The organism is Mesorhizobium sp. WSM4806 (assembly GCF_055811635.1).
Window position 1 is genome coordinate 49,239 of the sequence record NZ_JBVVQZ010000021.1, and the last position, 19,924, is coordinate 69,162.

A 19,924-nucleotide genomic window follows, 5' to 3' on the forward strand; every position below is an offset into this window, starting at 1 on the left:
TTTGATTTCCAGGCCTCATGTGCTACGGCGCGCGGACACTGTCCCAACCAGCCGTGAAAGGCCGCCAGCCCATGGCCGTCGCCGCCAAGAACATTCCCGCGCCCGACCTCGTTCCCGTTCGTCGCGCGCTGCTTTCCGTTTTCGACAAGACCGGGCTCATCGATTTCGCCAGGGCGCTGGCCGCGGCCGGCGTCGAGCTGGTCTCCACCGGCGGCACGGCAAAGGCGATCGCCGAGGCAGGCATGGCTGTGCGCGACGTCTCCGAACTCACCGGCTTTCCCGAGATCATGGACGGCCGCGTCAAGACCCTGCATCCGTCCGTGCACGGCGCGCTGCTTTGCGTGCGCGACGATCCCGAACACGCCGCGGCGATGCGCGATCATGGTATTGAGCCGATCGATCTCGTCGTCTCCAATCTCTACCCTTTCGAGGATGTCCGCCGCTCCGGCGCCGCTTACGCCTCGATCGTCGAGAACATCGACATAGGCGGCCCGGCGATGATCCGCGCTTCGGCCAAGAACCACGCTTACGTCGCCATCGTCACCGATCCCGAGGACTATGCCTCGGTGCTCAACGCGCTGGAGATGAATTTCGGCTCGCTCTCGCTGGATTTCCGCAAGAAGCTGGCGGCCAAGGCCTTCGCCCGCACCGCGACCTATGATGCGGCGATTTCCGGCTGGTTCGCCGAAGCGCTGGAGATCGAGCATCCCACCTGGCGCGCCTTCGGCGGCAGGCTCGACCAGGTGATGCGCTACGGCGAGAACCCGCACCAGAGCGCCGGCTTCTACGTCGATGGCGACAAGCGACCGGGCGTCGCGACGGCGCGCCAGCTTCAGGGCAAGCAGCTTTCCTACAACAACATCAACGACACCGACGCCGCCTTCGAACTGGTCGGCGAGTTCGATCCGGCCCGCTCCGCCACCGTCGCCATCATCAAGCACGCCAACCCATGCGGCGTCGCCGAGGGCGCTTCGCTGAAGGCGGCCTATGCCAAGGCGCTTGCCTGCGATCCGGTCTCGGCCTTTGGCGGCATTGTCGCGATGAACCGCACCCTCGATGCCGAGGCCGCCGAAGAGATAGTCAAAACCTTCACCGAGGTCATCATCGCGCCGGGCGCCTCGGACGAAGCAATCCGCATCGTCGCCGCCAAGAAGAACCTGCGCTTGCTGGTCACCGGCGGCTTGCCCGATCCGCGCGCGGCCGGCTCCACTGTGAAATCCGTTTCCGGCGGGTTGCTCGTCCAGGGCCGCGACAATGCGGTGGTCGACGACCTCGATCTGAAAGTGGTGACCCGGCGGGCGCCGACAACGGCCGAAATGGCCGATCTCAAATTCGCTTTCCGCGTCGCAAAGCACGTCAAGTCGAACGCCATCGTCTATGTCAGGGACGGTGCCACCGTCGGCATCGGCGCCGGCCAGATGAGCCGCGTCGATTCCTCGCGCATCGCCGCGCGCAAGGCGCTCGACGCGGCCGAGGCAGCCGACCTGGCCGAGCCGCTGACCAAGAATTCTGTCGTCGCCTCGGATGCCTTTTTCCCGTTCGCCGACGGGCTGCTGTCGGCGATCGAAGCCGGCGCCACCGCCGTCATCCAGCCGGGCGGCTCGATGCGCGACGACGATGTCATCGCCGCCGCCGACGCCCACGGCATCGCCATGGTGTTTACTGGCGTCAGGCATTTCAGGCATTAGGCTTCTTGCCTTCTCCCCTTGTGGGAGAAGGTGGCCGAGCGAAGCTCGGTCGGATGAGGGGTGCTGGACGGAGTGCTACGACGAAGGCGTAAACACTTCAAATCCTTTATGTTTTCACGTTGAGTTTCTTCCAGCACTCCTCATCCGTCTCGGCGCCACGCGCCGATCCACCTTCTCCCACAAGGGGAGAAGGGAAGTGCAGCTCACTCCACCGGCTGGTTGTCCGCCGGATACGGAGTGCGGACCAGGATCGCCAGGCCGACGCCGAGGAACAGGATGATAGCCGCCATGCCGAGGCGCGCCGATCCACTGGCGGCGGTGATGGTCGCCACCATGAATGGAGCGAGGAAACTCGTAGCCCGTCCGGCCAGCGCATAGAGGCCGAAATAGCGGCCCGACTCGGCTGGGGTGACGCTGCGCGCCATGTAAGAGCGTGACGACGCCTGGACCGGTCCGAAGGCTAGTCCGATCAGCAAGCCGTAAAGAATGTAGGCCTTTTCCGCCGCCGTGCCGAACATGCCACCCGAATCGGCGGTGGACAGCGGCAGCGCTCCGAACAGCGTGAAGCCTGGCCCGGTCGAGACGATGCCGATCGTGGCGACCGACAACATGACAAGCGCGATCATGACCACACCCTTGGAGCCGAGCACCGTGTCGAGACGGGCGGCAACAAGACAGCCGATGATGGCAACGATATTGAGGATGATACCGAACAGGCCGATCTCGGGAATCGACCAGAGAAACATTGCCGCCGCGAACGTACCGCCGAGCGCCAGAAGCGCGTTGACGCCGTCCTGATAGATCATGCGGGCGACGAGAAAGCGGAAGATGCCGCTGCGCTTGCGTACTTCGGCCAGCGTCGACTTCAGTTCCGAAAGGCCCTCGCGCACCGCCGGCCGAAGGGGGATGCCTTTCATAGCATCGGGCGTGAAGAAGAACATCGGCAGGATAAACAAGAGATACCACGCCGCTGCCATTGGTCCGCTTGCCCGCGCGTCCTCGCCGAGCCGCGGGTCGAGGCCAAGGACCGGGCTAAGGCCGAGAATCGTCTTGCCGGTTTCTGGCGAACCGGCCATGAACAAGACCACGAAGATCAGCGCGATCATGCCGCCGAGATAGCCAAGGCCCATGGCGATGTTGGAGATGCGGCCGATCTCGCTCTTCGGCATTAGGCGCGGCATCATCGAATCGTTGAACACCGTCGAGAATTCCGCCGCTACCGAAGCCAGCGAGAAGAACAGCACGACCAGGAAAACGTTGGAGCCGGGAGCGGCGAACCACAGCATGCACAGGCTAGCGATCTGGATCACCGCGAAAAAGCCGATCCAGGGTTTGCGCGGGCCGGTTTGGTCCGCGATCGAGCCGAGGACCGGCGACAGCACAGCTATGACTAGTCCAGCGGCGGCAATGCCGTAGCCCCAGGCCGCCTGGCCCATGACTGGATCGCTTGCCATACGCGAGACGAAATAGGGACCGAAGATGAAGGTGGTGATAACCGTGAAGAGCGGCTGCGCCGCCCAGTCGAACAGCATCCATCCCCAGATGCCGCGTTCCGACGTCCGCTGCACTGCTATTTCGGCCATATGCCCTCCCGCAGACGGTGCCCCGAAGCAGGGCACCGTTTCGCTCTATAGCGCAGTTCCTGCCGGCAATCGCGCGCGATGTGGAAGACTTCTCACAGCGACGTCAGGTCGCTGATCAGCCCCGATGCCACCGACAGCCGCGACACGGTGATGTCGCCGCCCTCGGTCAGCGCCTGCAGCCGCTCGCGGATGCGCCCGACCCTCTCGCCGCCGGCCTCCAGCCATGCCGCCACCGGGTCCGCCGCCCCGGCATGGCCGGTGAGCGCCGCCACGGCGATGCCGCGCCTGGCTGCGCCGATCATGTCGGTGGCGCGGAAAAGCGCCAATTGATCGTAGTAGTCGGACGGCGCGATCGAGCGCGCCGCATCCTCGACGCGCGGAATGCGGAAGGCATCGCTGACCGCGAAAAACGCCTTGGCGGCGGCGATGATGTCGGCGTTGGCCGTTCGGGCCGTCAGCGCGATGTCTGGCACGACGCCGACCACATCGGTCAGCGCCAGATGTTCTGCCAGCTGTTCGGGCGCGCCGCCCTTAGCCAGACCATGCCGCCGCTCCTCTATCCGCTCGCGCGAGAACGCCGGAAGCAGCGAAGTGAGCTTCGGCTCCAGTGCCTTGCGGGCGTTCTGCAATTCGGCGATCCGTTGGCTCAGCGGAGCGGTACTGGTATCGTTCTTGAGATACCAGCCGCTGGCGAGATAGGTAAGCCGACTGACGGCTTGATAAAGGTCGAGCTGCACCTGTCCGTCGATCTGGTTGTCGAGCGCGTCGATCTGGCGATAGAGCGCCGGCAAGCCAAAGCCGTCGCGCACCACAGCAAAGGTCCGGACCACGTCGGCGGCGCTGCGGCCGGTTACTTCCTGCAGCCTGTTGATGAAGGGTGGGCCGCCGCGATTGACCAGATCGTTGGCGACGACACGGGCGATGATTTCGCGGCGCAGGCGATGGCCATGGATTTCGGCCGCGAATTTCTTCGCCATACGGTCCGGGAAATAGCCCATCAGGTCACGGTCGAAATGCGGATCGTCCGGCACGTCGCTGGCGACGATGTCGGAAAACAGCACGATCTTGGCATAGGCCAGCAGCACGCCGAGCTCGGCCCTGGTCAGCGGCTCGCCACGCGCCTCGCGCTCGGCAAGGGCTGCCGGCGACGGCAGAGCTTCGACATTGCGGTCGAGCAGGCCGCGCGTCTCGAGCGCTGCCATGAAACGGCTCTGATGGGCGATATCGGCGAGGCCACGCTTGCGGGCAAGGGACAGCGCCAGCGTCTGCTCGTAATTGTTGGACAGCACCAGCGCGCTCACCTCGTCGGTCATTTCGGCGAGAAGCTTGTTGCGCGCTGGGCGGGTCAGCGCCCCTTTGCGCATGGCGGAAGCCAGCGCGATCTTGATGTTGACCTCGACATCCGAGCAGTTGACACCGCCCGAATTGTCGATGGCATCGGAATTGCAGCGCCCGCCATTCAGCCCGAACTCGATGCGGGCCCGCTGCGTCGCGCCAAGATTGGCACCCTCGCCGATGACCTTGGCGCGCACTTCGAGCGCAGTCACCCGAATAGCATCGTTGGCGCGATCGCCGGCGTCCTGGTTGGTTTCCGTCGATGCCCTGAGATAGGTGCCGATGCCGCCGAACCACAAAAGGTCGACCGGCGCCTTGAGGATGGCGCTCATGATCTCGACCGGCGAGGCGGTCGTCTTGCCGAGGCCGATCGCCGCGGCCGCGGCCGGCGGCAGCGTGATCGATTTCTGGCTGCGCGAGACGATGATGCCGCCTTCGGACAGTTTTGTCTTGTCGTAGTCCTGCCAGCTCGAACGGGCGAGGGCGAACATGCGCCGGCGTTCGGCCATCGAAACCGCCATGTCGGGAGCGGGATCGATGAAGATGTCACGATGGTCGAAGGCGGCGATCAGCCGGGTCTGCTCGGACAGGAGCATGCCGTTGCCGAACACGTCGCCCGACATGTCGCCGACGCCGACAACGGTGAAGGGTGTGGTCTGGATATCGCGGTTCATCTCGCGGAAATGCCGCTTGACCGCTTCCCAGGCGCCCTTGGCGGTGATGCCCATCTTCTTGTGGTCGTAGCCGGCCGAGCCGCCGCTGGCGAAGGCGTCGTCGAGCCAGAAGCCATGCTTCTCGCTGATGGCATTGGCGGTGTCGGAGAAGGTCGCCGTGCCCTTGTCTGCGGCGACGACGAAATAGGGGTCGTCCTGGTCGCGCCGCACGACCTCAGCCGGCGGAATGACGCCGTCCAGGCCGATATTGTCGGTGATCGACAACAGGCTGGAGACGTAATTCTTGTAGGCGGACGCGCCGGCTTCGAAGATGGCGTCGCGGCCGGCGCCCATCGGCAGCTTCTTCGGATAGAAACCGCCCTTGGCGCCAACCGGCACGATCACCGCGTTCTTGACCTGCTGCGCCTTGACCAAACCGAGCACCTCGGTGCGGTAGTCCTGGGCGCGGTCCGACCAGCGCAGGCCGCCGCGCGCGACCGGGCCGAAGCGCAGATGCACGCCCTCGACCTCGGAGCCGTAGACGAAGATCTCCCGCCACGGCCGCGGCGCCGGCAGGCCGTCGACCGCTTGCGAATCGAGCTTGATCGCCAGCGACTGGCCCTTCTCCTTCAGATCGGGAACGAAATGATTGGTGCGCAGCGAGGCTTCTATCAGGTTGAGGTAGCGACGGATGATGGTGTCGTCGTCGATGTTGGGAACCTCTTCCAGCGCATCCCTGATCTTGGCCTTGAGGTGCCTGGCCGCGACCGCCCCTTCCGTCTGCGCCGTCGGTCCGAGGCGGGCGACGAACAGCTCATGCAGGCCACGCGCGATCTCCGGATAGCGGTTGAGCGCGGCGGCAATGAAATCCTGGCTCTGTGGGATGCCGGCCTGCTGCAGATAGCGGCCGTAGGCGCGCAGGATGGAAACCTCGCCCGACCACAGGCCGGCGGTCTGGGCAAGGCCGTTATAGCCGTCATTGTCGATGTCGCCGCGCCAGACGGAAAGGAACGCGTCTTCGAACAGCGCGCCGCGGTCGCTTAGGTCGATTGGCTTGCCGTAGCTGTTTTCGAGCTCCATGTCGTGGATGAAGACCATGCCCGGCTGATCAGTATTGATCATGTCGGAAGCCTCGTCCCCGACCTCGAAGGTGCGCTCGCTGATAACGCGGAAACCGATGTTCTCCAGCACCGGCACCCGTCGCGACAGCGCCACCGGGCTGCCATGGTGATAGATCTTCAGCGCCGCCTGATGCGGTTCCTGGTTGGCATGACGATAATAGTCGATGGCGATCGGATTGGCCGCGCTGATCCTGGCGATGCGCCCGGCATCGGCCAGCGCCTCCGCCGGTGAGAAGCTGTCGCGATAGCTTCCCGAGAAGCGCGAGGCGATCGCCGTGAGCGCCGCATCGGCGCCGGTCTCTTCGGCGGTCTCGCGCAGAATGTCGTCCCAGGTCCGCACGATGGCGCGGATCGCTGCCTCGATCGTCGCCTGGTCGACCTTCGGCGTCCTGCCGCCGGAACGCCCGATGATGAAGTGGACACGAGCCAGCCCGCCTTCCGGGAAGGCCGGGTAGTAGGCCGAAAGCCGGCCCTGGAACATCGTCTTCAGATAGGTGCCGATCTTCTCGCGCACGACGCTGTCGTAGCGGTCGCGCGGCACGAAAACGAGGATCGAGACGAAACGGTCGAACTGATCGGCGCGCACCAGCGCCCTGACGCGCGGCCGCTCGATCAGCCCCAGAATGGCTTCGGCGTGCTTGCGCAGGATCGGCACCGGAACCTGGAACAGCTCGTCGCGCGGATAGCTCTCCAGCACGTTGATCAGTGCCTTGCCGGAGTGGTCTTCAGGGTTGAAACCGGATTTGGCGATGATGGTTTCGGCTTTCGACCTGAGATAGGGGATCTTCATCACCGAGCGCGTGTAGGCAGTCGAGGTGAACAGGCCGACAATGCGCAGCTCGCCGGCAAGCACGCCCTTGGCGGTGTAGGTCTTGACGCCGATGTAATCGAGATAGATGCGGCGGTGCACCGACGATTTGGCATTGGCCTTGGTGACGATCAGCGGTTCCGGCCCGTGCAGGAAGGCGCGGATTTCCGGCGTCGTCGACACCGCTTCGGTGCCGCGCCGCAGCACCAGCACGTCGGGATCGGAGAGGATGCCGAGGCCGGGCTTTTCGGTGCGCTCCAGGGTGCCGCTCTTCTCGCCGCCGGTATATTTGAACTCGCGCATGCCGAGGAAGGTGAAATTGTCGTCGCGCAGCCATTCGAGGAGGGCGATCGCTTCGGTGACGTTGGCCTTGTCGAGCGGCACCGGAGCGTAGCGGAACTCGGAGATTGCCTGGTCGAGGCGGGCCAGCATCGGCTTCCAGTCGGTGACGGCGGCGCGCACCTGGCCCAATATTTTCTTCAGCCGGTCAGCCAATGCCTCGGCCTGCTCGGACGAAAGACGGCCGATATGGACGTGGATGACGCTCAGCCGTTCATGACTGTGATCGCCCTTGGCGAAGCCGCCATCGCCGAGGATTTCGTCGACGCCGCTCTTGCCGTGCCTGACGACGATGACCGGATGGGTAACCAGCAGCGGTTCGCCAGCGCTCTCGGTGATCTCGCCGAGGATGGAATCGAACAGGAACGGCATGTTGTCGTTGACGACGGTGATCACCGTCATCGGCCTGCCCTGGCGCACGACACCGGAATCAACCTCTATGGCGACGACGCAATCGCCCTTCTTGTGCCTGGCGACGGCGCGTCCGGCGAGATCGGCGGCACGTTCGAGTGCGGTGACCTCATAGGCGGCCACATCTTCGGCCGGCGCACGGGCCAGCAGGTAATCGGCAAGCCTGCCGGGTTTCTCGCTGCCCTTGGCCGTGCTTATCTTTTTCAACTGGCTTGCAGATTTCAGGCCGGCCATGTCGCTAAATCCCTCCCTCATATGTTTTGCGACTATGGTAGCAGATGACCGATATTTGGCGACAAAGGTTTGACCGCTTGCGACGAAATGTCGGGATTCGCCGGTGGGTCACCGAAAATGAGGAGAAAATCCGCCATAAAAGACAAAATCATCGCACTTGACCTCGCGCCTGCGGAACTGAGCGAAGCGACGAAAGCCTATTTCGCCAAATGCGAGGAGAGGCTCGGCCTCGTTCCCAATGTGCTTTTGGCCTACGCTTTCGATGAGACGAAGCTGCGCGCCTTCACCGACATACCACGCGATGGCGCGGTGAGAGCATGGCGGTTGCGAGCCAACCGGACCTCACATTAGTGATTCGCATTCTCGTTGCTTGTTTTTCGGTTTGGTCCGATGATCGCCCTGCGGCGTGACCGCATGTCGGTTCGACGCCCGCCGATCAACGGAAGATCAACGGAGGAGAACATGGCGAAATTTCTCTATGTCTATCACGGCTCCGGCAAGATGCCGACCGACGACGCCGAACGGCAAGCGGCGATGGATGCCTGGAACGGCTGGTACGGCAAGCTTGGCTCGGCCGTGGTCGACGGTGGCAATCCGGTCGGCATGTCGAAGACCGTGCTGCCCGGCGGCAAAGTCGAGAACAATGGCGGCAGCAATCCGACCGCCGGTTACACAATCATCGAAGCGAACGACATCGACGATGCCGTCGCCAAGGCCAAGGATTGTCCTATCCTGAAGGACCCGGGTTTCAGCGTCGAGATCGCGCCGATCATCGAAATGGGCTGACGCACCGGCTCAGGATCGAGCCGCAATCGCCGCCGCGGCACCGGCCATGGTGGTGGCGCTGACGCGGTTGGCGATCTTCATCGCCCGCCTGCTCTTCAAGAGTTTTCGCGCCTGCGCTGCCGCCAGCACCCAGGCCAGATCGATGGCGACCAGAACCACGGCCATGGTCAGCGTCAGCTCGATCCAGCCGACGACCGTCACTGAGGCGAGATCGATGATGGTCGGCAGCAGCGCTAGGTAGAACATCATGATCTTGGGATTGCCGAGCGTCACCGCCATGCCGGCAAAGAACAGTTTGACGGCCGACTCCTCGCGCGGCATCTCGCCTTCGCGCGCCTCGACCGGGGCCGTCCACATCTTCCAGGCGAGGTAGGCGAGATAGGCGACGCCGACCCATTTCAGCACGACGAAGGCAAGATGGAAGGTCTGCGCCACCACCGCCAGCCCGAACACCGCCAGCGACAGCCAGATGGCCTCGCCGATCCACATGGCGAGCAGGAATGGAAACACGTCGCGAAAGCCCTTTGCGATAACCCGCGCCACCAGGGCGGCAATCGACGGGCCGGGCGAGCCCGCGGCGACGAAAAGGGCGGCGGCGAAGATCAAAAGCGAGGTGACGTGCATGTGAGTGCCTTCGAGCGTCAGAGAGCCCAAGGATACCCGATCAGCGGCGGTTTGGCACCCCTGCAGCTTGCAGAGAACTTTGCCCCCTAAACAGGCGTCGGCGCTGCCCCTCATCTGGCTGCCGCCATCTTCTCCCCGTCAACGGGGAGAAGGGCGCTGTCATCGACGGTTCCGCCAATTACCAGCGTTGCAAGAAATGAACGCCGAGGGTGCGCTCCGCGGTCTTCTCCCCGTTCACGGGGAGAAGATGCCGGCAGGCGGATGAGGGGCAGCGCCGACCCCCTTCAATGAGACGTCGCCTTACGCCGCGCCGACCACTTTCGCCGATTTCTCAAAACGCTTGCGCTCGTTCGGGTCGAGATAGAGCTTGCGCAGTCGAATGGTCTTCGGCGTCACTTCGACCAGCTCGTCGTCCTGGATCCAGGCCAGCGCGCGTTCCAGCGTCATGCGGATCGGCGGCGTCAGCTTCACCGCCTCATCCTTGCCGGCGGCGCGGATGTTGGTCAGCTTCTTGCCCTTCAGCACGTTCACTTCGAGGTCGTTGTCGCGTGAATGGATGCCGATGATCATGCCCTGATAGACCTTGACGCCCGGATCGATGACCATCGGGCCGCGGTCTTCCAGGTTCCACATGGCATAGGCCACTGATTCACCCTGTTCGTTGGAGATCAGCACGCCGTTGGTGCGGCCCGGCAGCTCACCCTTGTAAGGCTCGTAGGCATGGAACAGCCGGTTCATGACTGCTGTGCCGCGGGTGTCGGTCAGCAGTTCCGACTGGTAGCCGATCAGGCCGCGCGTCGGCGCGTGGAAGACGATACGCTGGCGGTTGCCGCCCGACGGGCGCAATTCGACCATCTCGGCCTTGCGCTCCGACATTTTTTGCACGACGACGCCGGCATGCTCTTCGTCGACGTCGATGACGACTTCCTCGACCGGCTCGAGCAACTCGCCGTTCTCGCCCTTCTGCATGACGACGCGCGGCCGCGACACGGCAATCTCGAACCCTTCGCGGCGCATCGTCTCGATCAGCACGGCAAGCTGCAATTCGCCGCGGCCGGAGACGAAAAACGAATCCTTGTCAGGCGATTCCTCGATTTTCAGCGCGACATTGCCTTCGGCCTCGCGCAGCAGGCGGTCGCGAATGACGCGGCTGGTCACCTTGTCGCCCTCGGTGCCGGCCAGCGGGCTATCGTTGACGAGGAACGACATCGTCACGGTCGGCGGATCGATCGGCTGCGCATGCAGCGGCTCGGTCACCGACAGGTCGCAGAACGTGTCGGCGACGGTGCCCTTCGACAGGCCGGCGATGGCGACGATGTCACCCGCCTGCGCCTCGTCGATCGGCTGGCGCTCGAGCCCGCGGAAAGCCAGGATCTTCGAGATACGGCCGGTTTCGACCTGGGTGCCGTCATGATGCAGCACCTTGACCGCCTGGTTGGACTTCAGCGTGCCGGATTCGATGCGGCCGGTGATGATGCGGCCAAGGAACGGATTGGCTTCCAGGATGGTGCCGATCATGCGGAACGGGCCGGGGTGGACGGTCGGCGCCGGCACGTGCTTGATGACGAGGTCGAACAGCGGCGCCAAACCCTGGTCCTTGGGGCCTTCGGGGTTTTCCGAAACCCAGCCGTCGCGGCCCGAGCCGTAAAGGATCGGGAAGTCGAGTTGCTCGTCGGTGGCGTCGAGCGCTGCAAACAGGTCGAACACTTCGTTGACCACCTCGACGTGGCGGGCGTCCGGCCGGTCGATCTTGTTGATGACGACGATCGGCTTCAATCCGACCTTGAGCGCCTTGCCGACGACGAATTTTGTCTGCGGCATCGGCCCTTCGGCGGCGTCGACCAGCACGATGGCCGAATCCACCATCGAGAGGATGCGCTCGACTTCACCGCCGAAATCAGCGTGGCCGGGGGTGTCGACGATGTTGATGCGGGTGTCCTTCCAGTCGACCGAAGTCGCCTTGGCCAGGATGGTGATGCCGCGTTCCTTTTCGAGGTCGTTCGAATCCATGGCGCGTTCGGCAACGCGCTGGTTGTCGCGGAACGAGCCTGACTGTTTCAGGAGCTGGTCGACGAGGGTGGTTTTCCCATGGTCGACGTGCGCGATGATCGCGATATTACGAATTTTCATGTTGTGGTCTCGGGAGCGTTGCAGGCAGCAGGCCAAAAGGCGCTGCCTCTTTCGGTTGGGCGGCTCATACAGGGTTTTTCGCAATTGCGAAAGAGGAGGCGTGCCACCAAATAGATGGTCACCAAATCTTAAGCGTCTTGGTGTGAAATTGAATTATTAACCAAAGCGGAACCTTTCACGGTCGGGACAGTTCAAATTTCATGAGCAAAACGGGCATCAGATACCGGCCAATCCTTGCATGGGCTGCGCTCGCCGTTCTGCTTGCGGCAGGCGTGGCACAGTCGGCCGCGACGTCGAAGGAGCCTGCCCCGCCGTCCGACACCCGAACGGCGGAGCAGTTGTTTGCCGACGCTCCCGATGGCGTCGACCCGGTGGTGACCGGGCCGGTCAGCGCCGCCTTCAAGCAAAGGCAGGAGGCCGCCAACTGCGACAGCGCTGTTTGGCCCAATATTCCGACCGTTTGCTATCCGGATTAGGACTGCTTTCCGCACATTGTCGGAAAGGTCGGATCGACCCTTCCTGAAGTTTTGCCAACGCCGGCGCAGCCCCTCATCTCCCCGTAAACGGGGAGAAGCCCGCTGCGCGAAATGTCGGCTCTCCTTCTGCAACGTTCGCGATTAGCGAAATCTTCGATGCGGGCCACTTTCTCCCCGTTTAGGGGGAGAAATGCCCGGCAGGGCCATGAGGGGCAGCGCGACGTCACCCAGGATTGATACAAAGTGACCCAGTCCCCTCACGCCGAATGCACCGGGTCGAGCGTGACCTTGTAGAGTTCATTGTCGTCGCGATCCATCAGCCGCACCGTCATCTGTTCAGTGGCGCCATCGATGTCGACGAGGCCGAAGAACTGCAGGCCGGCCGAGGGTGGCAGGTTCTGCCCCTGCTCGGCGGTGGGCGCCTTGATGAATTTCAGCTCCGGGCCGAAGGTCATGTCGAAATCATTGGGTCCATAGGTGCCGGCGTGTAACGGACCCGAGACGAATTCCCAGAACGGATTGAAGTCCTGGAACTGCGCCTTGTCGGGATTGTAGTAATGCGCCGCCGTGTAGTGCACGTCGGCGGTCAGCCAGACGGTGTTGGTGATGCCGGCATTCTTTATGTAGCGAAGGAGGTCGGCAATTTCCAGTTCGCGGCCCTTGGCCGGGCCATTGTCGCCATTGCTGACGGCCTCGGCGCCGGCCTTGTTGGTGGCGTCGTTCCAGACGACGAGACCAAGCGGCATGTCGGCGGCGATGATTTTCCAGGTCGCGTTGGAGTTTGCCAGTTCGCGCTTCAGCCACTTCATCTGCTGTTCGCCGAGGATGCGCGATTGCGGCGTCACCGTATCCTGCATGCCAGGACCGTTGGCGCCGCGATAGGAGCGCATGTCGAGGAAGAACACGTCGAGCAGCGGCCCGTAGGCGATCTTGCGATAGACGCGGCCCGGTTCCGACGGCTCGTAGCGGATCGTCGTCATCTCGTGGAAGGCACGTGCCGCGCGTGCCGCCAGCACATGGATGTTTTTTTCCGAGTAGCGGTCGTCGGCGCTCAGGTTCTTCGAATCCGACCAGTTGTTGACCACCTCGCGATCGTCCCACTGGTAGAAGGTCGGGCAGATGGCGTTTAGCCCCAGCACGTTCTTATCCATCATGTTGTACTTCCACTGGCCGCGGTACTCGTCCAGCGTCTCGGCAACCTTGCGCTTTTCGTCGATGAGGACCTTGTTCTTCCACTTGCTGCCGCCGGGCAGCTCGACCTCGTCCTTCATCGGGCCGTCGGCATAGATGGTGTCGCCGGAATGCAGGAAGAAGTCGGGCGTATGCTTGCCGATCGTGGCATAGGTCTTCATGCCGGTGTCGTCGATGCCCCAGCCCTGGCCGGCGGTATCGCCCGACCAGGCGAAGCGGATGTCGCGTTTCGAGGCCGGCGCCGTGCGGAAGCGGCCGACGATCGGCTCGGAGACGGCGTTGATGTCGGCAAGATCGGCCGCGACCATGCGGTAGAAGATGTCCTGGTCGGAGGTGAGGTCGGTGAGCAGCCGCTTTACGGTGTAATCGCTGGCCGGCGACGTATCGAGCGGCGCAAGGCGCAAGGGATTGGCGAAATTCTCCGTCGACGAGACTTCGAACATGACGCGCGAAGGGCGGTCGGTCCGCGTCCACACCACGCCACTGGTTGCGTCGACATCGCCCGACTGGATGCCATGGGTGAAGGCGGGCCGCTGATTGGCGCGCGAATAATAGGGAAGCGCGAGGCCCGATACGCCGACGAGGCCGGCGGCGCTCGCCGACGTGACAAAAGCGCGGCGCGAAATCTTGTTCATGGCTGTCTCCTGGATGGCTTAAACGTCGCCGCCAAGGTCCAGCCTCAATGTTTCACGCACATCTCGAAACCATGAAGGTTTTCTGACGATCAACAGGCTGGCGAATCTCCCCCTCGAGGGGGAGATGTCGCCGAAGGCGACAGAGGGGGTCGTGTCGCGTGGAGCGCCAACCTCCTGCGTCGGCGATAAGGGGCCGAGCCCGGTCGGACCGACCCCCTCTGGCCGCTTCGCGGCCATCTCCCCCCTCAAGGGGGAGATTAGCGCTCGGCCGTCACAGCTCAAGCCGCCTGCGGGTTCGGCTCGAAGGCCGGACGGCTGGTGTTGATCAACAGCGAGATGCAGGCTGCGGCTATTGCCGTCATGCCGGCGATGAGGAAGGCAAGTTCGTAATTGCCTTGCAATTCACGCATGGTGCCGCCGAAGAAGGCAGCCGCCGCTGCACCCACCTGATGGCCGGCGACGATCCAGCCGAAGACGATCGGCCCGCTGCGGTCGCCGAACGCCTCGTTCGACAGCCTGAGCGTCGGCGGCACGGTGGCGATCCAGTCCAATCCGTAGAGCACGGCGAAGATGATCAAGCTGGTCGACGAAAAGCCGGAATAAGGCAGATAGATCAGCGACAGGCCGCGGATGCCATAATAGACGCCGAGCAGCTTGCGCGGGTCGAAACGGTCGGTGAGCCAGCCCGACAGCGTCGTGCCGATCAGGTCGAAGATGCCCATCAGCGACAGCAGGCCGGCGGCTTGCACCTGGCCGATGCCCATGTCGCCGCAAAACGCGATCAGGTGCGTTCCGACCAGTCCGTTGGTGGTGAAGCCACAGATGAAGAAAGTGGCGAACAGATACCAGAACACCCGCGTGCCGGCGGCACGACGCAGCGTGCTGAACGTGTGGGTGAGGAAATTGCCCTGCGAGGCCGGCGCAACCGGCGGCACGTCGTCGACGTCCGCGCCGTAGCGCACCATGCCGATCGCGGACGGCCGTTCCGGCACCAGCAGCCAGACCAGCGGCACCAGGCAGGCGGTGGCGACCGCAATGGCGATGGCGACAGGCTTCCAGCCGCCCGACTGGGCGAGCGCGGCGAGCAATGGCAGGAACACCAGCAGGCCGGTGGCGGCCGAGGCCGACATCAGCCCCATCACCAGGCCGCGATTGGTCTTGAACCAGCGATTGACGATGGTGGCGCCGAGCACCGTGGCGACCGCGCCGGAACCGACGCCGGAGAATACGCCCCAGGTGAGAAGCAGGTGCCAGGGCTGGGTCATCAACAGGCTGAGCGCCGTCGAGCCCGACATCAGCACCAGCGCCGCCAGCAGCGTGCGGCGCAGCCCGATCCGTTCCATCAGTGCCGCGGCAAACGGCCCGGTCAGGCCGTAGAGGAAGATGCCGATGGCCGCGGCGAGCGAGACGACATCGCGCCGCCAGCCGAAACTCTCCTCCAGCGGCAGCATCATGACGGCCGGCGCCGACCGCAGGCCCGCCGCGATCAGCAGGCACAGGAAAATGACGGCCACCACGACGAAAGCATAGCGCTGGCCAAACGGGCGGGATCGAGCTATCATGTTACTGACCGGTACGTTTCAATGCATGGGAGCATACGTACCGATCGGTAACATTGTCAAGCAGGCAACGGCACGTCCAAGAATGAAAAGCATTGAGCCAACGATCAAAGCGGATGAACGGCCCCGCGCGGGCGAAAAAATCCTTCGCGTTGCCCGCGACCTGTTCTACCGGCAAGGCATCAGGGCGATCGGCGTCGACGAGATCGTGCGGCGCGCTGGCGTCACCAAGCCCAGCCTCTATCGCAGCTTTCCCTCCAAGGACGAATTGGCCGCGTCCTATCTGCGGCAATACGACCTCGAGTTCTGGGCCCGCTTCGACGCGGCGGTGGCTGCCCATCCCGGCAATCCGCGCGCGCAGATCGCCGCCTTCCTGACCCGCATCGGCAAGCGCACGCAAAAGCCCGACTATCGCGGCTGCGGCATGACCAATGCGGCCGTCGAATATCCCGAACGTGGCCACCCGGCCCGCGTGGTGAGCGAGGCCAACAAGCAGGAATTGCGCCGACGCCTGCGCGCCATGGCGGCGGCAATGGGTGCCGGCGACGCCGATACGCTGGGCGACGGGCTGCTGCTTCTGATCGAAGGCGCCTATATCAGTGGCCAGCTGTTCGGGGCCGGCGGACCGGCGAAGTCTGTGGCCAGCAATGCCGACCTGCTGATCGAAGCGAGCTTGAAGAAATAGCGTTTGACGATACCGTGCGGCAGCCCCGAAACGGAGTTGCCCGCGATGCGTGCTCTTTTGCTGATCCCGCTTGCCCTCGCCGGCCTCTGCCAGCCTGCCCGGGCCGGCGCCATTTCCAGCGCCTACACCGATCTCGACTGGAAGAAGGACTGCGTGACCTACGCGCAAGCGGAGGAAGGCGACGGCGACTGGGCCAGTCTCGCCTGTTCGGGCTATCGCGGCTACCCGGTGCTGATCGCCTACGACGACGCGCGGGAATCGCTGTTTTATGGTTTTCCGCCCAGCAACATGACCCCAGTCTGGGAAAGTTTTGTCGCCTTCAACTCGGCGGCATCCAAACTCGAGTGGCGCATCGAGACGAACGGCGATCGCGCCGTCCCGTTTGCGGTCATTCATCGGCGCTCGATCAGCAATCCCGAGGTGGAGAACAAACCGACCGACGTGCTGATCGTCGCCAAGGTCGGCCAACCGGAGACCTATGAAGGCTGCACCGTCGGCCTGGTGCTGGCCACCGGCAACCCCGGCGCCAACGACCAGGCACGCAAGCTCGCCGACGAGAAGGCGCGGACCTTTGCCTGCGGCAAGGACAAGCGTGTGGTTATCGGCAACGCACCCGCTTTCGGCCGCGTCGATAATTAGGAGCGCGTCGCATTGAAAAGTAACGTCGGTCAGCGCTGCCCCTCAGTGCCCTGCCGGGCATTTCTCCCCGTATAGTGACGGGGAGAAAGACGCAGCCATCAATGGTTTCGCCAATTACCACCGTTGCTGAATGGGCGCCAAGGTCGAGGTCAGCGGGCTTCTCCCCGTTCACGGGGAGAAGGTGCCGGCAGGCGGATGAGGGGCGGCGCTACGCCTGAAGTTTGCCCGCAAATTTCAGGCGCTGGGCTACTTGCTTGCCTTGGCCCGTTCGATCGCCTCGACGATCATCTTCTTGGCGTAGGCGGCGTCGTGCCAGCCCTCGATCTTGACCCATTTGCCGGGTTCGAGATCCTTGTAGTGCTCGAAGAAGTGCTGCACCTGCTGGCGGGTGATGTCGGGCAGGTGCGTGTATTCGGTGACGTTCTCGTAGCGCAGCGTAAGCTTGGGCGACGGCACCGCGATGATCTTTTCGTCGAGGCCGGAATTGTCCTCCATCACCAGCACGCCGATCGGCCGCACATTGATGACGCAACCCGGCACCAGCGCCCGCGTGTTGCAGACCAGCACGTCGATCGGGTCGCCGTCACCCGACAGCGTGTGCGGCACGAAGCCGTAATTGCCGGGATAGCGCATCGAGGTGTGCAGGAAGCGGTCGACGAACAGCGTGCCGGCCTCCTTGTCCATCTCGTACTTGATCGGCTCGCCGCCGATCGGCACCTCGATGATGACGTTGATGTCCTCCGGCGGGTTCTTTCCGATGGCGATGGCTTCGATACGCATGGCTTTTGTCCCTCTTTCGATTGGAAACCGATAGCGGGCAGCGGCGCATGGTGCAATGCGGCGAATGGTACTGAAATCGGCTGAGGGTGCTGGCGAGAGGGGTATCGAGCCGTCACTCCCAGACGAAGGCGACCTTCTTCAGAGCCTTCTGCTCGAAAACCTCGACTCCCTCGGCGACGTCGCGGCCGCCGGCGCCGGCATAGAAGGTGAGCGCGTTCTGGTTGTCCTCCAGCGCCCACACCACCATGCCTTTCAGCCCGTGGTCTGCCAGTCGCGCCCGTGCTGCCGAGAATAGCCGGCTGCCGAGCCCGATGCCCTGATATTCCGGGCGCACGTAAAGTTCGTAGATCTCGCCCTGCTGCTTGAGCTCGCGGGCGCGGTTCTTGCCGATCGTGGCGTAGCCGGCAACCTTGCCGCCGATCTCGACAACCAGGACGGTGGCGGCGCGGCGGATGGCGTTCGCCCACCAGTCGGCGCCGCGGCGGTTGATCATCGATGTCAGCGTGCGATGCGGGATGATGCCGGAGTAGGCGCCGCGCCAGGCCAGCAGATGCACGTCGGCGATGGCGCTTGCGTCGCGCGGCTCGGCTTTCCTGATGTCGATGCTCAGCGTCTTCATGATTGGTTAACCATAAACCCGCATCGCCCGATTGCAAGAGTCCGGTCAGCGGCTCCCAAGCTTTCGCACAGACGATAGACGTGCCGTTGAGTGCTGAAAAAACCGTTCGTAGCGACTCAGATTTCGACCAGATGGTCGTCGAGTTCGTTGCTGTCGCCGGAAGAAACCGGGAAATGCTCGGCCAGCACCGCAGCCGTCGCTTCGATCGCCTTGATGAAGCCGTCGGCGAGACGATCGTCGCGGGCATGCGCGGTAAGGTCGCGGACGACGCCGTCCCAGACATCCTGGCCGACGCGGCTGTCGATGCCGCTGTCGGCGATCACTTCGGCGTAGTGCTCGGCGATCGAAACGAACACCAGCACACCGGTGCGCGCCGTGGTGCGGTGGACGTTGCGGGCGAGGAACTGCTTTATCGCATTGGCGTGCGCGGTCTGGTAACGCAGCCGTCTCGGCACCAGGTGGATGCGCAAGCCGGGCAGCGCCCACAACAGCACAAGTATCGAGGCCATCGCCAGAAGCTGGGCGATGACGAAATGCGGCACGCGGATCGACAGCCACCACGCTTCCAGCCCGTAGCTGACGGCGAGGCTGACGACGAGCATCGCCAGCGTCGCCATGAAGGCCGCCGGAAAGAAATAGCCGTCGCTGGCATAGGCGACCACGCAGTAGATTTCGCCGTCGGTGTTCGATTCGGCGACGCGGATCGCTTTCGCGATGCGGTCATGATCCTCGGGGCTGATCGGTCGAGTTGCCATGTCGTGTCTCACCAGCTTCCTGAAGATCCGCCGCCACCGGACGAGCCGCCGCCGCCCGAAAACCCGCCACCGCCTGAGCCGCCTCCGCCCGACGACCAGCCGCCCCCGCCGGACGACCAGCCGCCAGAAGATTGCCGGCCCGGCTCGAAAATCATGCCCAGCCAGCGATAGCGACCGGGGCCGATCTTCCGGCCGAAGATCGGCGGCAGGATGGAGGCGGCGATGCTGCCGAAGAAGATGATCGCCCAGATGCTTATGAAGATCGCAAAGAACAGATCGTCGGTGTTGAACGGCGGCTGCTGGTTGCGGGTCCCGCGCGCTTCCAGCTCTTCCGGATTGCCTTCCAGCACCATGACCATGTCGTCGACGGCCTTCATTATGCCGCCGGAGAAATCGCCGGCGCGGAAGGCCGGCACCATGTCGTTTTCGATGATCAGCCTGGTGTGCAGGTCGGTCAGCGTGCCTTCCAACCCGTAGCCGACCTCGATGCGCATCTTGCGGTCGTCTTTGGCGACCAGCAAAAGCACGCCATTGTCCTCGCCCGCCTGGCCGAGCTTCCAGGCGCGGAACAGCCGGTTGGCGTAGGGCTCGATTTCCTCGCCGTCGAGGCCAAGAAGCGTCGCGACGACGATCTGGTCAGAGCTCTCGGCCTCGAAATCCGCAAGCTTGCGGGTCAGCGCCGCCTCGGTTGCGGCGTCGATGATGCCGGCATTGTCGACGACCCGCCCGGTCAGGGCAGGCAATTCGGCGGCAAGGGTGGCGAGGGGGAGGAAGAGGGCTAAGTAGAGAAGGGCTAGAGCAACCGGCAGGAATGCAGGGCTTGCGTTCCGTCCCACCCCTCTTGAGGGGGAGATGTCCGGCAGGACAGAGGGG

General features: G+C 63.8%; 15 protein-coding genes and 1 pseudogene. 6 read left to right on the forward strand and 10 right to left on the reverse strand.

Translation table 11 applies throughout. From position 1 onward, the window contains the following. Positions 1-71 precede the first annotated feature (71 nt). Positions 72-1,688 carry a bifunctional phosphoribosylaminoimidazolecarboxamide formyltransferase/IMP cyclohydrolase gene (gene purH / locus AC0L2M_RS27475; RefSeq protein WP_128168600.1) on the forward strand — a complete coding sequence of 539 codons (1,617 nt, stop codon included), beginning with the start codon at positions 72-74 and terminating at the stop codon, positions 1,686-1,688. Positions 1,689-1,891: 203 nt separating this feature from the next. Here purH and AC0L2M_RS27480 read toward each other — a convergent pair whose 3' ends face one another. Together AC0L2M_RS27480 and AC0L2M_RS27485 are read right to left on the reverse strand one after the other, a co-directional pair. Continuing rightward, the gene (locus AC0L2M_RS27480) at positions 1,892-3,271 is read right to left on the reverse strand and encodes an MFS transporter (protein WP_473536398.1); all 1,380 of its coding nucleotides are present in this window, start codon (positions 3,269-3,271) and stop codon (positions 1,892-1,894) included. A gap of 92 nt (positions 3,272-3,363) precedes the next feature. Then, entirely contained in the window at positions 3,364-8,172 is a 4,809-nt protein-coding gene (locus AC0L2M_RS27485; protein WP_473536399.1) for an NAD-glutamate dehydrogenase, read from the reverse strand. Positions 8,173-8,307: 135 nt separating this feature from the next. Here AC0L2M_RS27485 and AC0L2M_RS27490 point away from each other — a divergent pair. Both AC0L2M_RS27490 and AC0L2M_RS27495 read left to right on the forward strand, forming a co-directional pair. Next, positions 8,308-8,475: pseudogene (locus AC0L2M_RS27490) on the forward strand (peroxidase-related enzyme); the annotation flags it as partial. Between the two features lie 159 nt (positions 8,476-8,634). After that, the gene (locus AC0L2M_RS27495; protein WP_023800470.1) at positions 8,635-8,958 is read left to right on the forward strand and encodes a YciI family protein; all 324 of its coding nucleotides are present in this window, start codon (positions 8,635-8,637) and stop codon (positions 8,956-8,958) included. Between the two features lie 9 nt (positions 8,959-8,967). Here AC0L2M_RS27495 and AC0L2M_RS27500 read toward each other — a convergent pair whose 3' ends face one another. Beyond that, positions 8,968-9,582 (reverse strand): LysE family translocator, encoded by a 615-nt coding sequence (locus tag AC0L2M_RS27500; protein WP_023800471.1) that lies wholly within the window; start codon positions 9,580-9,582, stop codon positions 8,968-8,970. 300 nt (positions 9,583-9,882) lie between these two features. Beyond that, entirely contained in the window at positions 9,883-11,712 is a 1,830-nt protein-coding gene (gene typA, locus AC0L2M_RS27505) for a translational GTPase TypA (protein WP_027154593.1), read from the reverse strand. A 200-nt stretch (positions 11,713-11,912) separates the two neighbouring features. Here typA and AC0L2M_RS27510 point away from each other — a divergent pair, with 200 nt between their 5' ends. After that, positions 11,913-12,188, forward strand: a complete 276-nt coding sequence (locus AC0L2M_RS27510; protein WP_128168604.1) for a hypothetical protein — start codon at positions 11,913-11,915, stop codon at positions 12,186-12,188. A gap of 257 nt (positions 12,189-12,445) precedes the next feature. On the opposite strand, the gene AC0L2M_RS27515 is transcribed toward AC0L2M_RS27510, so the two are convergent. Beyond that, the gene (locus tag AC0L2M_RS27515) at positions 12,446-14,014 is read right to left on the reverse strand and encodes an alkaline phosphatase D family protein (RefSeq protein ID WP_473536400.1); all 1,569 of its coding nucleotides are present in this window, start codon (positions 14,012-14,014) and stop codon (positions 12,446-12,448) included. Positions 14,015-14,292: 278 nt separating this feature from the next. Then, positions 14,293-15,576 (reverse strand): MFS transporter, encoded by a 1,284-nt coding sequence (locus AC0L2M_RS27520; RefSeq protein WP_473536401.1) that lies wholly within the window; start codon positions 15,574-15,576, stop codon positions 14,293-14,295. An 82-nt stretch (positions 15,577-15,658) separates the two neighbouring features. Between AC0L2M_RS27520 and AC0L2M_RS27525 the strand changes: the two genes are divergently transcribed. After that, a complete protein-coding gene (locus tag AC0L2M_RS27525; RefSeq protein WP_473536402.1) occupies positions 15,659-16,258 on the forward strand; it encodes a TetR/AcrR family transcriptional regulator in 600 nt (199 codons plus the stop codon). A gap of 45 nt (positions 16,259-16,303) precedes the next feature. Continuing rightward, positions 16,304-16,897, forward strand: a complete 594-nt coding sequence (locus AC0L2M_RS27530; RefSeq protein ID WP_023800477.1) for a hypothetical protein — start codon at positions 16,304-16,306, stop codon at positions 16,895-16,897. Between the two features lie 246 nt (positions 16,898-17,143). Here AC0L2M_RS27530 and ppa read toward each other — a convergent pair whose 3' ends face one another. The 4 genes from ppa to AC0L2M_RS27550 all read right to left on the reverse strand — a co-directional run bounded on the left by ppa (position 17,144) and on the right by AC0L2M_RS27550 (position 19,887). After that, complete coding sequence (gene ppa / locus AC0L2M_RS27535; protein WP_023800478.1) at positions 17,144-17,677, reverse strand: inorganic diphosphatase; 534 nt, start codon at positions 17,675-17,677, stop codon at positions 17,144-17,146. A gap of 112 nt (positions 17,678-17,789) precedes the next feature. Beyond that, positions 17,790-18,296 (reverse strand): GNAT family N-acetyltransferase, encoded by a 507-nt coding sequence (locus AC0L2M_RS27540; RefSeq protein ID WP_023800479.1) that lies wholly within the window; start codon positions 18,294-18,296, stop codon positions 17,790-17,792. Between the two features lie 116 nt (positions 18,297-18,412). After that, positions 18,413-19,051, reverse strand: coding sequence for a TPM domain-containing protein (locus AC0L2M_RS27545; protein ID WP_473536403.1), 639 nt, complete (start codon positions 19,049-19,051; stop codon positions 18,413-18,415). 8 nt (positions 19,052-19,059) lie between these two features. Next, a complete protein-coding gene (locus AC0L2M_RS27550; protein ID WP_473536404.1) occupies positions 19,060-19,887 on the reverse strand; it encodes a TPM domain-containing protein in 828 nt (275 codons plus the stop codon). Positions 19,888-19,924 lie beyond the last annotated feature (37 nt).

What these genes read in the sequence shown, in the direction of transcription:
- purH (WP_128168600.1), top strand. Translation starts at nt 72, where the DNA reads ATGGCCGTCGCCGCCAAGAACATTCCCGCGCCCGACCTCGTTCCCGTT.
- AC0L2M_RS27480 (WP_473536398.1), bottom strand. Translation starts at nt 3,271, where the DNA reads ATGGCCGAAATAGCAGTGCAGCGGACGTCGGAACGCGGCATCTGGGGA.
- AC0L2M_RS27485 (WP_473536399.1), bottom strand. Translation starts at nt 8,172, where the DNA reads ATGGCCGGCCTGAAATCTGCAAGCCAGTTGAAAAAGATAAGCACGGCC.
- AC0L2M_RS27495 (WP_023800470.1), top strand. Translation starts at nt 8,635, where the DNA reads ATGGCGAAATTTCTCTATGTCTATCACGGCTCCGGCAAGATGCCGACC.
- AC0L2M_RS27500 (WP_023800471.1), bottom strand. Translation starts at nt 9,582, where the DNA reads ATGCACGTCACCTCGCTTTTGATCTTCGCCGCCGCCCTTTTCGTCGCC.
- typA (WP_027154593.1), bottom strand. Translation starts at nt 11,712, where the DNA reads ATGAAAATTCGTAATATCGCGATCATCGCGCACGTCGACCATGGGAAA.
- AC0L2M_RS27510 (WP_128168604.1), top strand. Translation starts at nt 11,913, where the DNA reads ATGAGCAAAACGGGCATCAGATACCGGCCAATCCTTGCATGGGCTGCG.
- AC0L2M_RS27515 (WP_473536400.1), bottom strand. Translation starts at nt 14,014, where the DNA reads ATGAACAAGATTTCGCGCCGCGCTTTTGTCACGTCGGCGAGCGCCGCC.
- AC0L2M_RS27520 (WP_473536401.1), bottom strand. Translation starts at nt 15,576, where the DNA reads ATGATAGCTCGATCCCGCCCGTTTGGCCAGCGCTATGCTTTCGTCGTG.
- AC0L2M_RS27525 (WP_473536402.1), top strand. Translation starts at nt 15,659, where the DNA reads ATGAAAAGCATTGAGCCAACGATCAAAGCGGATGAACGGCCCCGCGCG.
- AC0L2M_RS27530 (WP_023800477.1), top strand. Translation starts at nt 16,304, where the DNA reads ATGCGTGCTCTTTTGCTGATCCCGCTTGCCCTCGCCGGCCTCTGCCAG.
- ppa (WP_023800478.1), bottom strand. Translation starts at nt 17,677, where the DNA reads ATGCGTATCGAAGCCATCGCCATCGGAAAGAACCCGCCGGAGGACATC.
- AC0L2M_RS27540 (WP_023800479.1), bottom strand. Translation starts at nt 18,296, where the DNA reads ATGAAGACGCTGAGCATCGACATCAGGAAAGCCGAGCCGCGCGACGCA.
- AC0L2M_RS27545 (WP_473536403.1), bottom strand. Translation starts at nt 19,051, where the DNA reads ATGGCAACTCGACCGATCAGCCCCGAGGATCATGACCGCATCGCGAAA.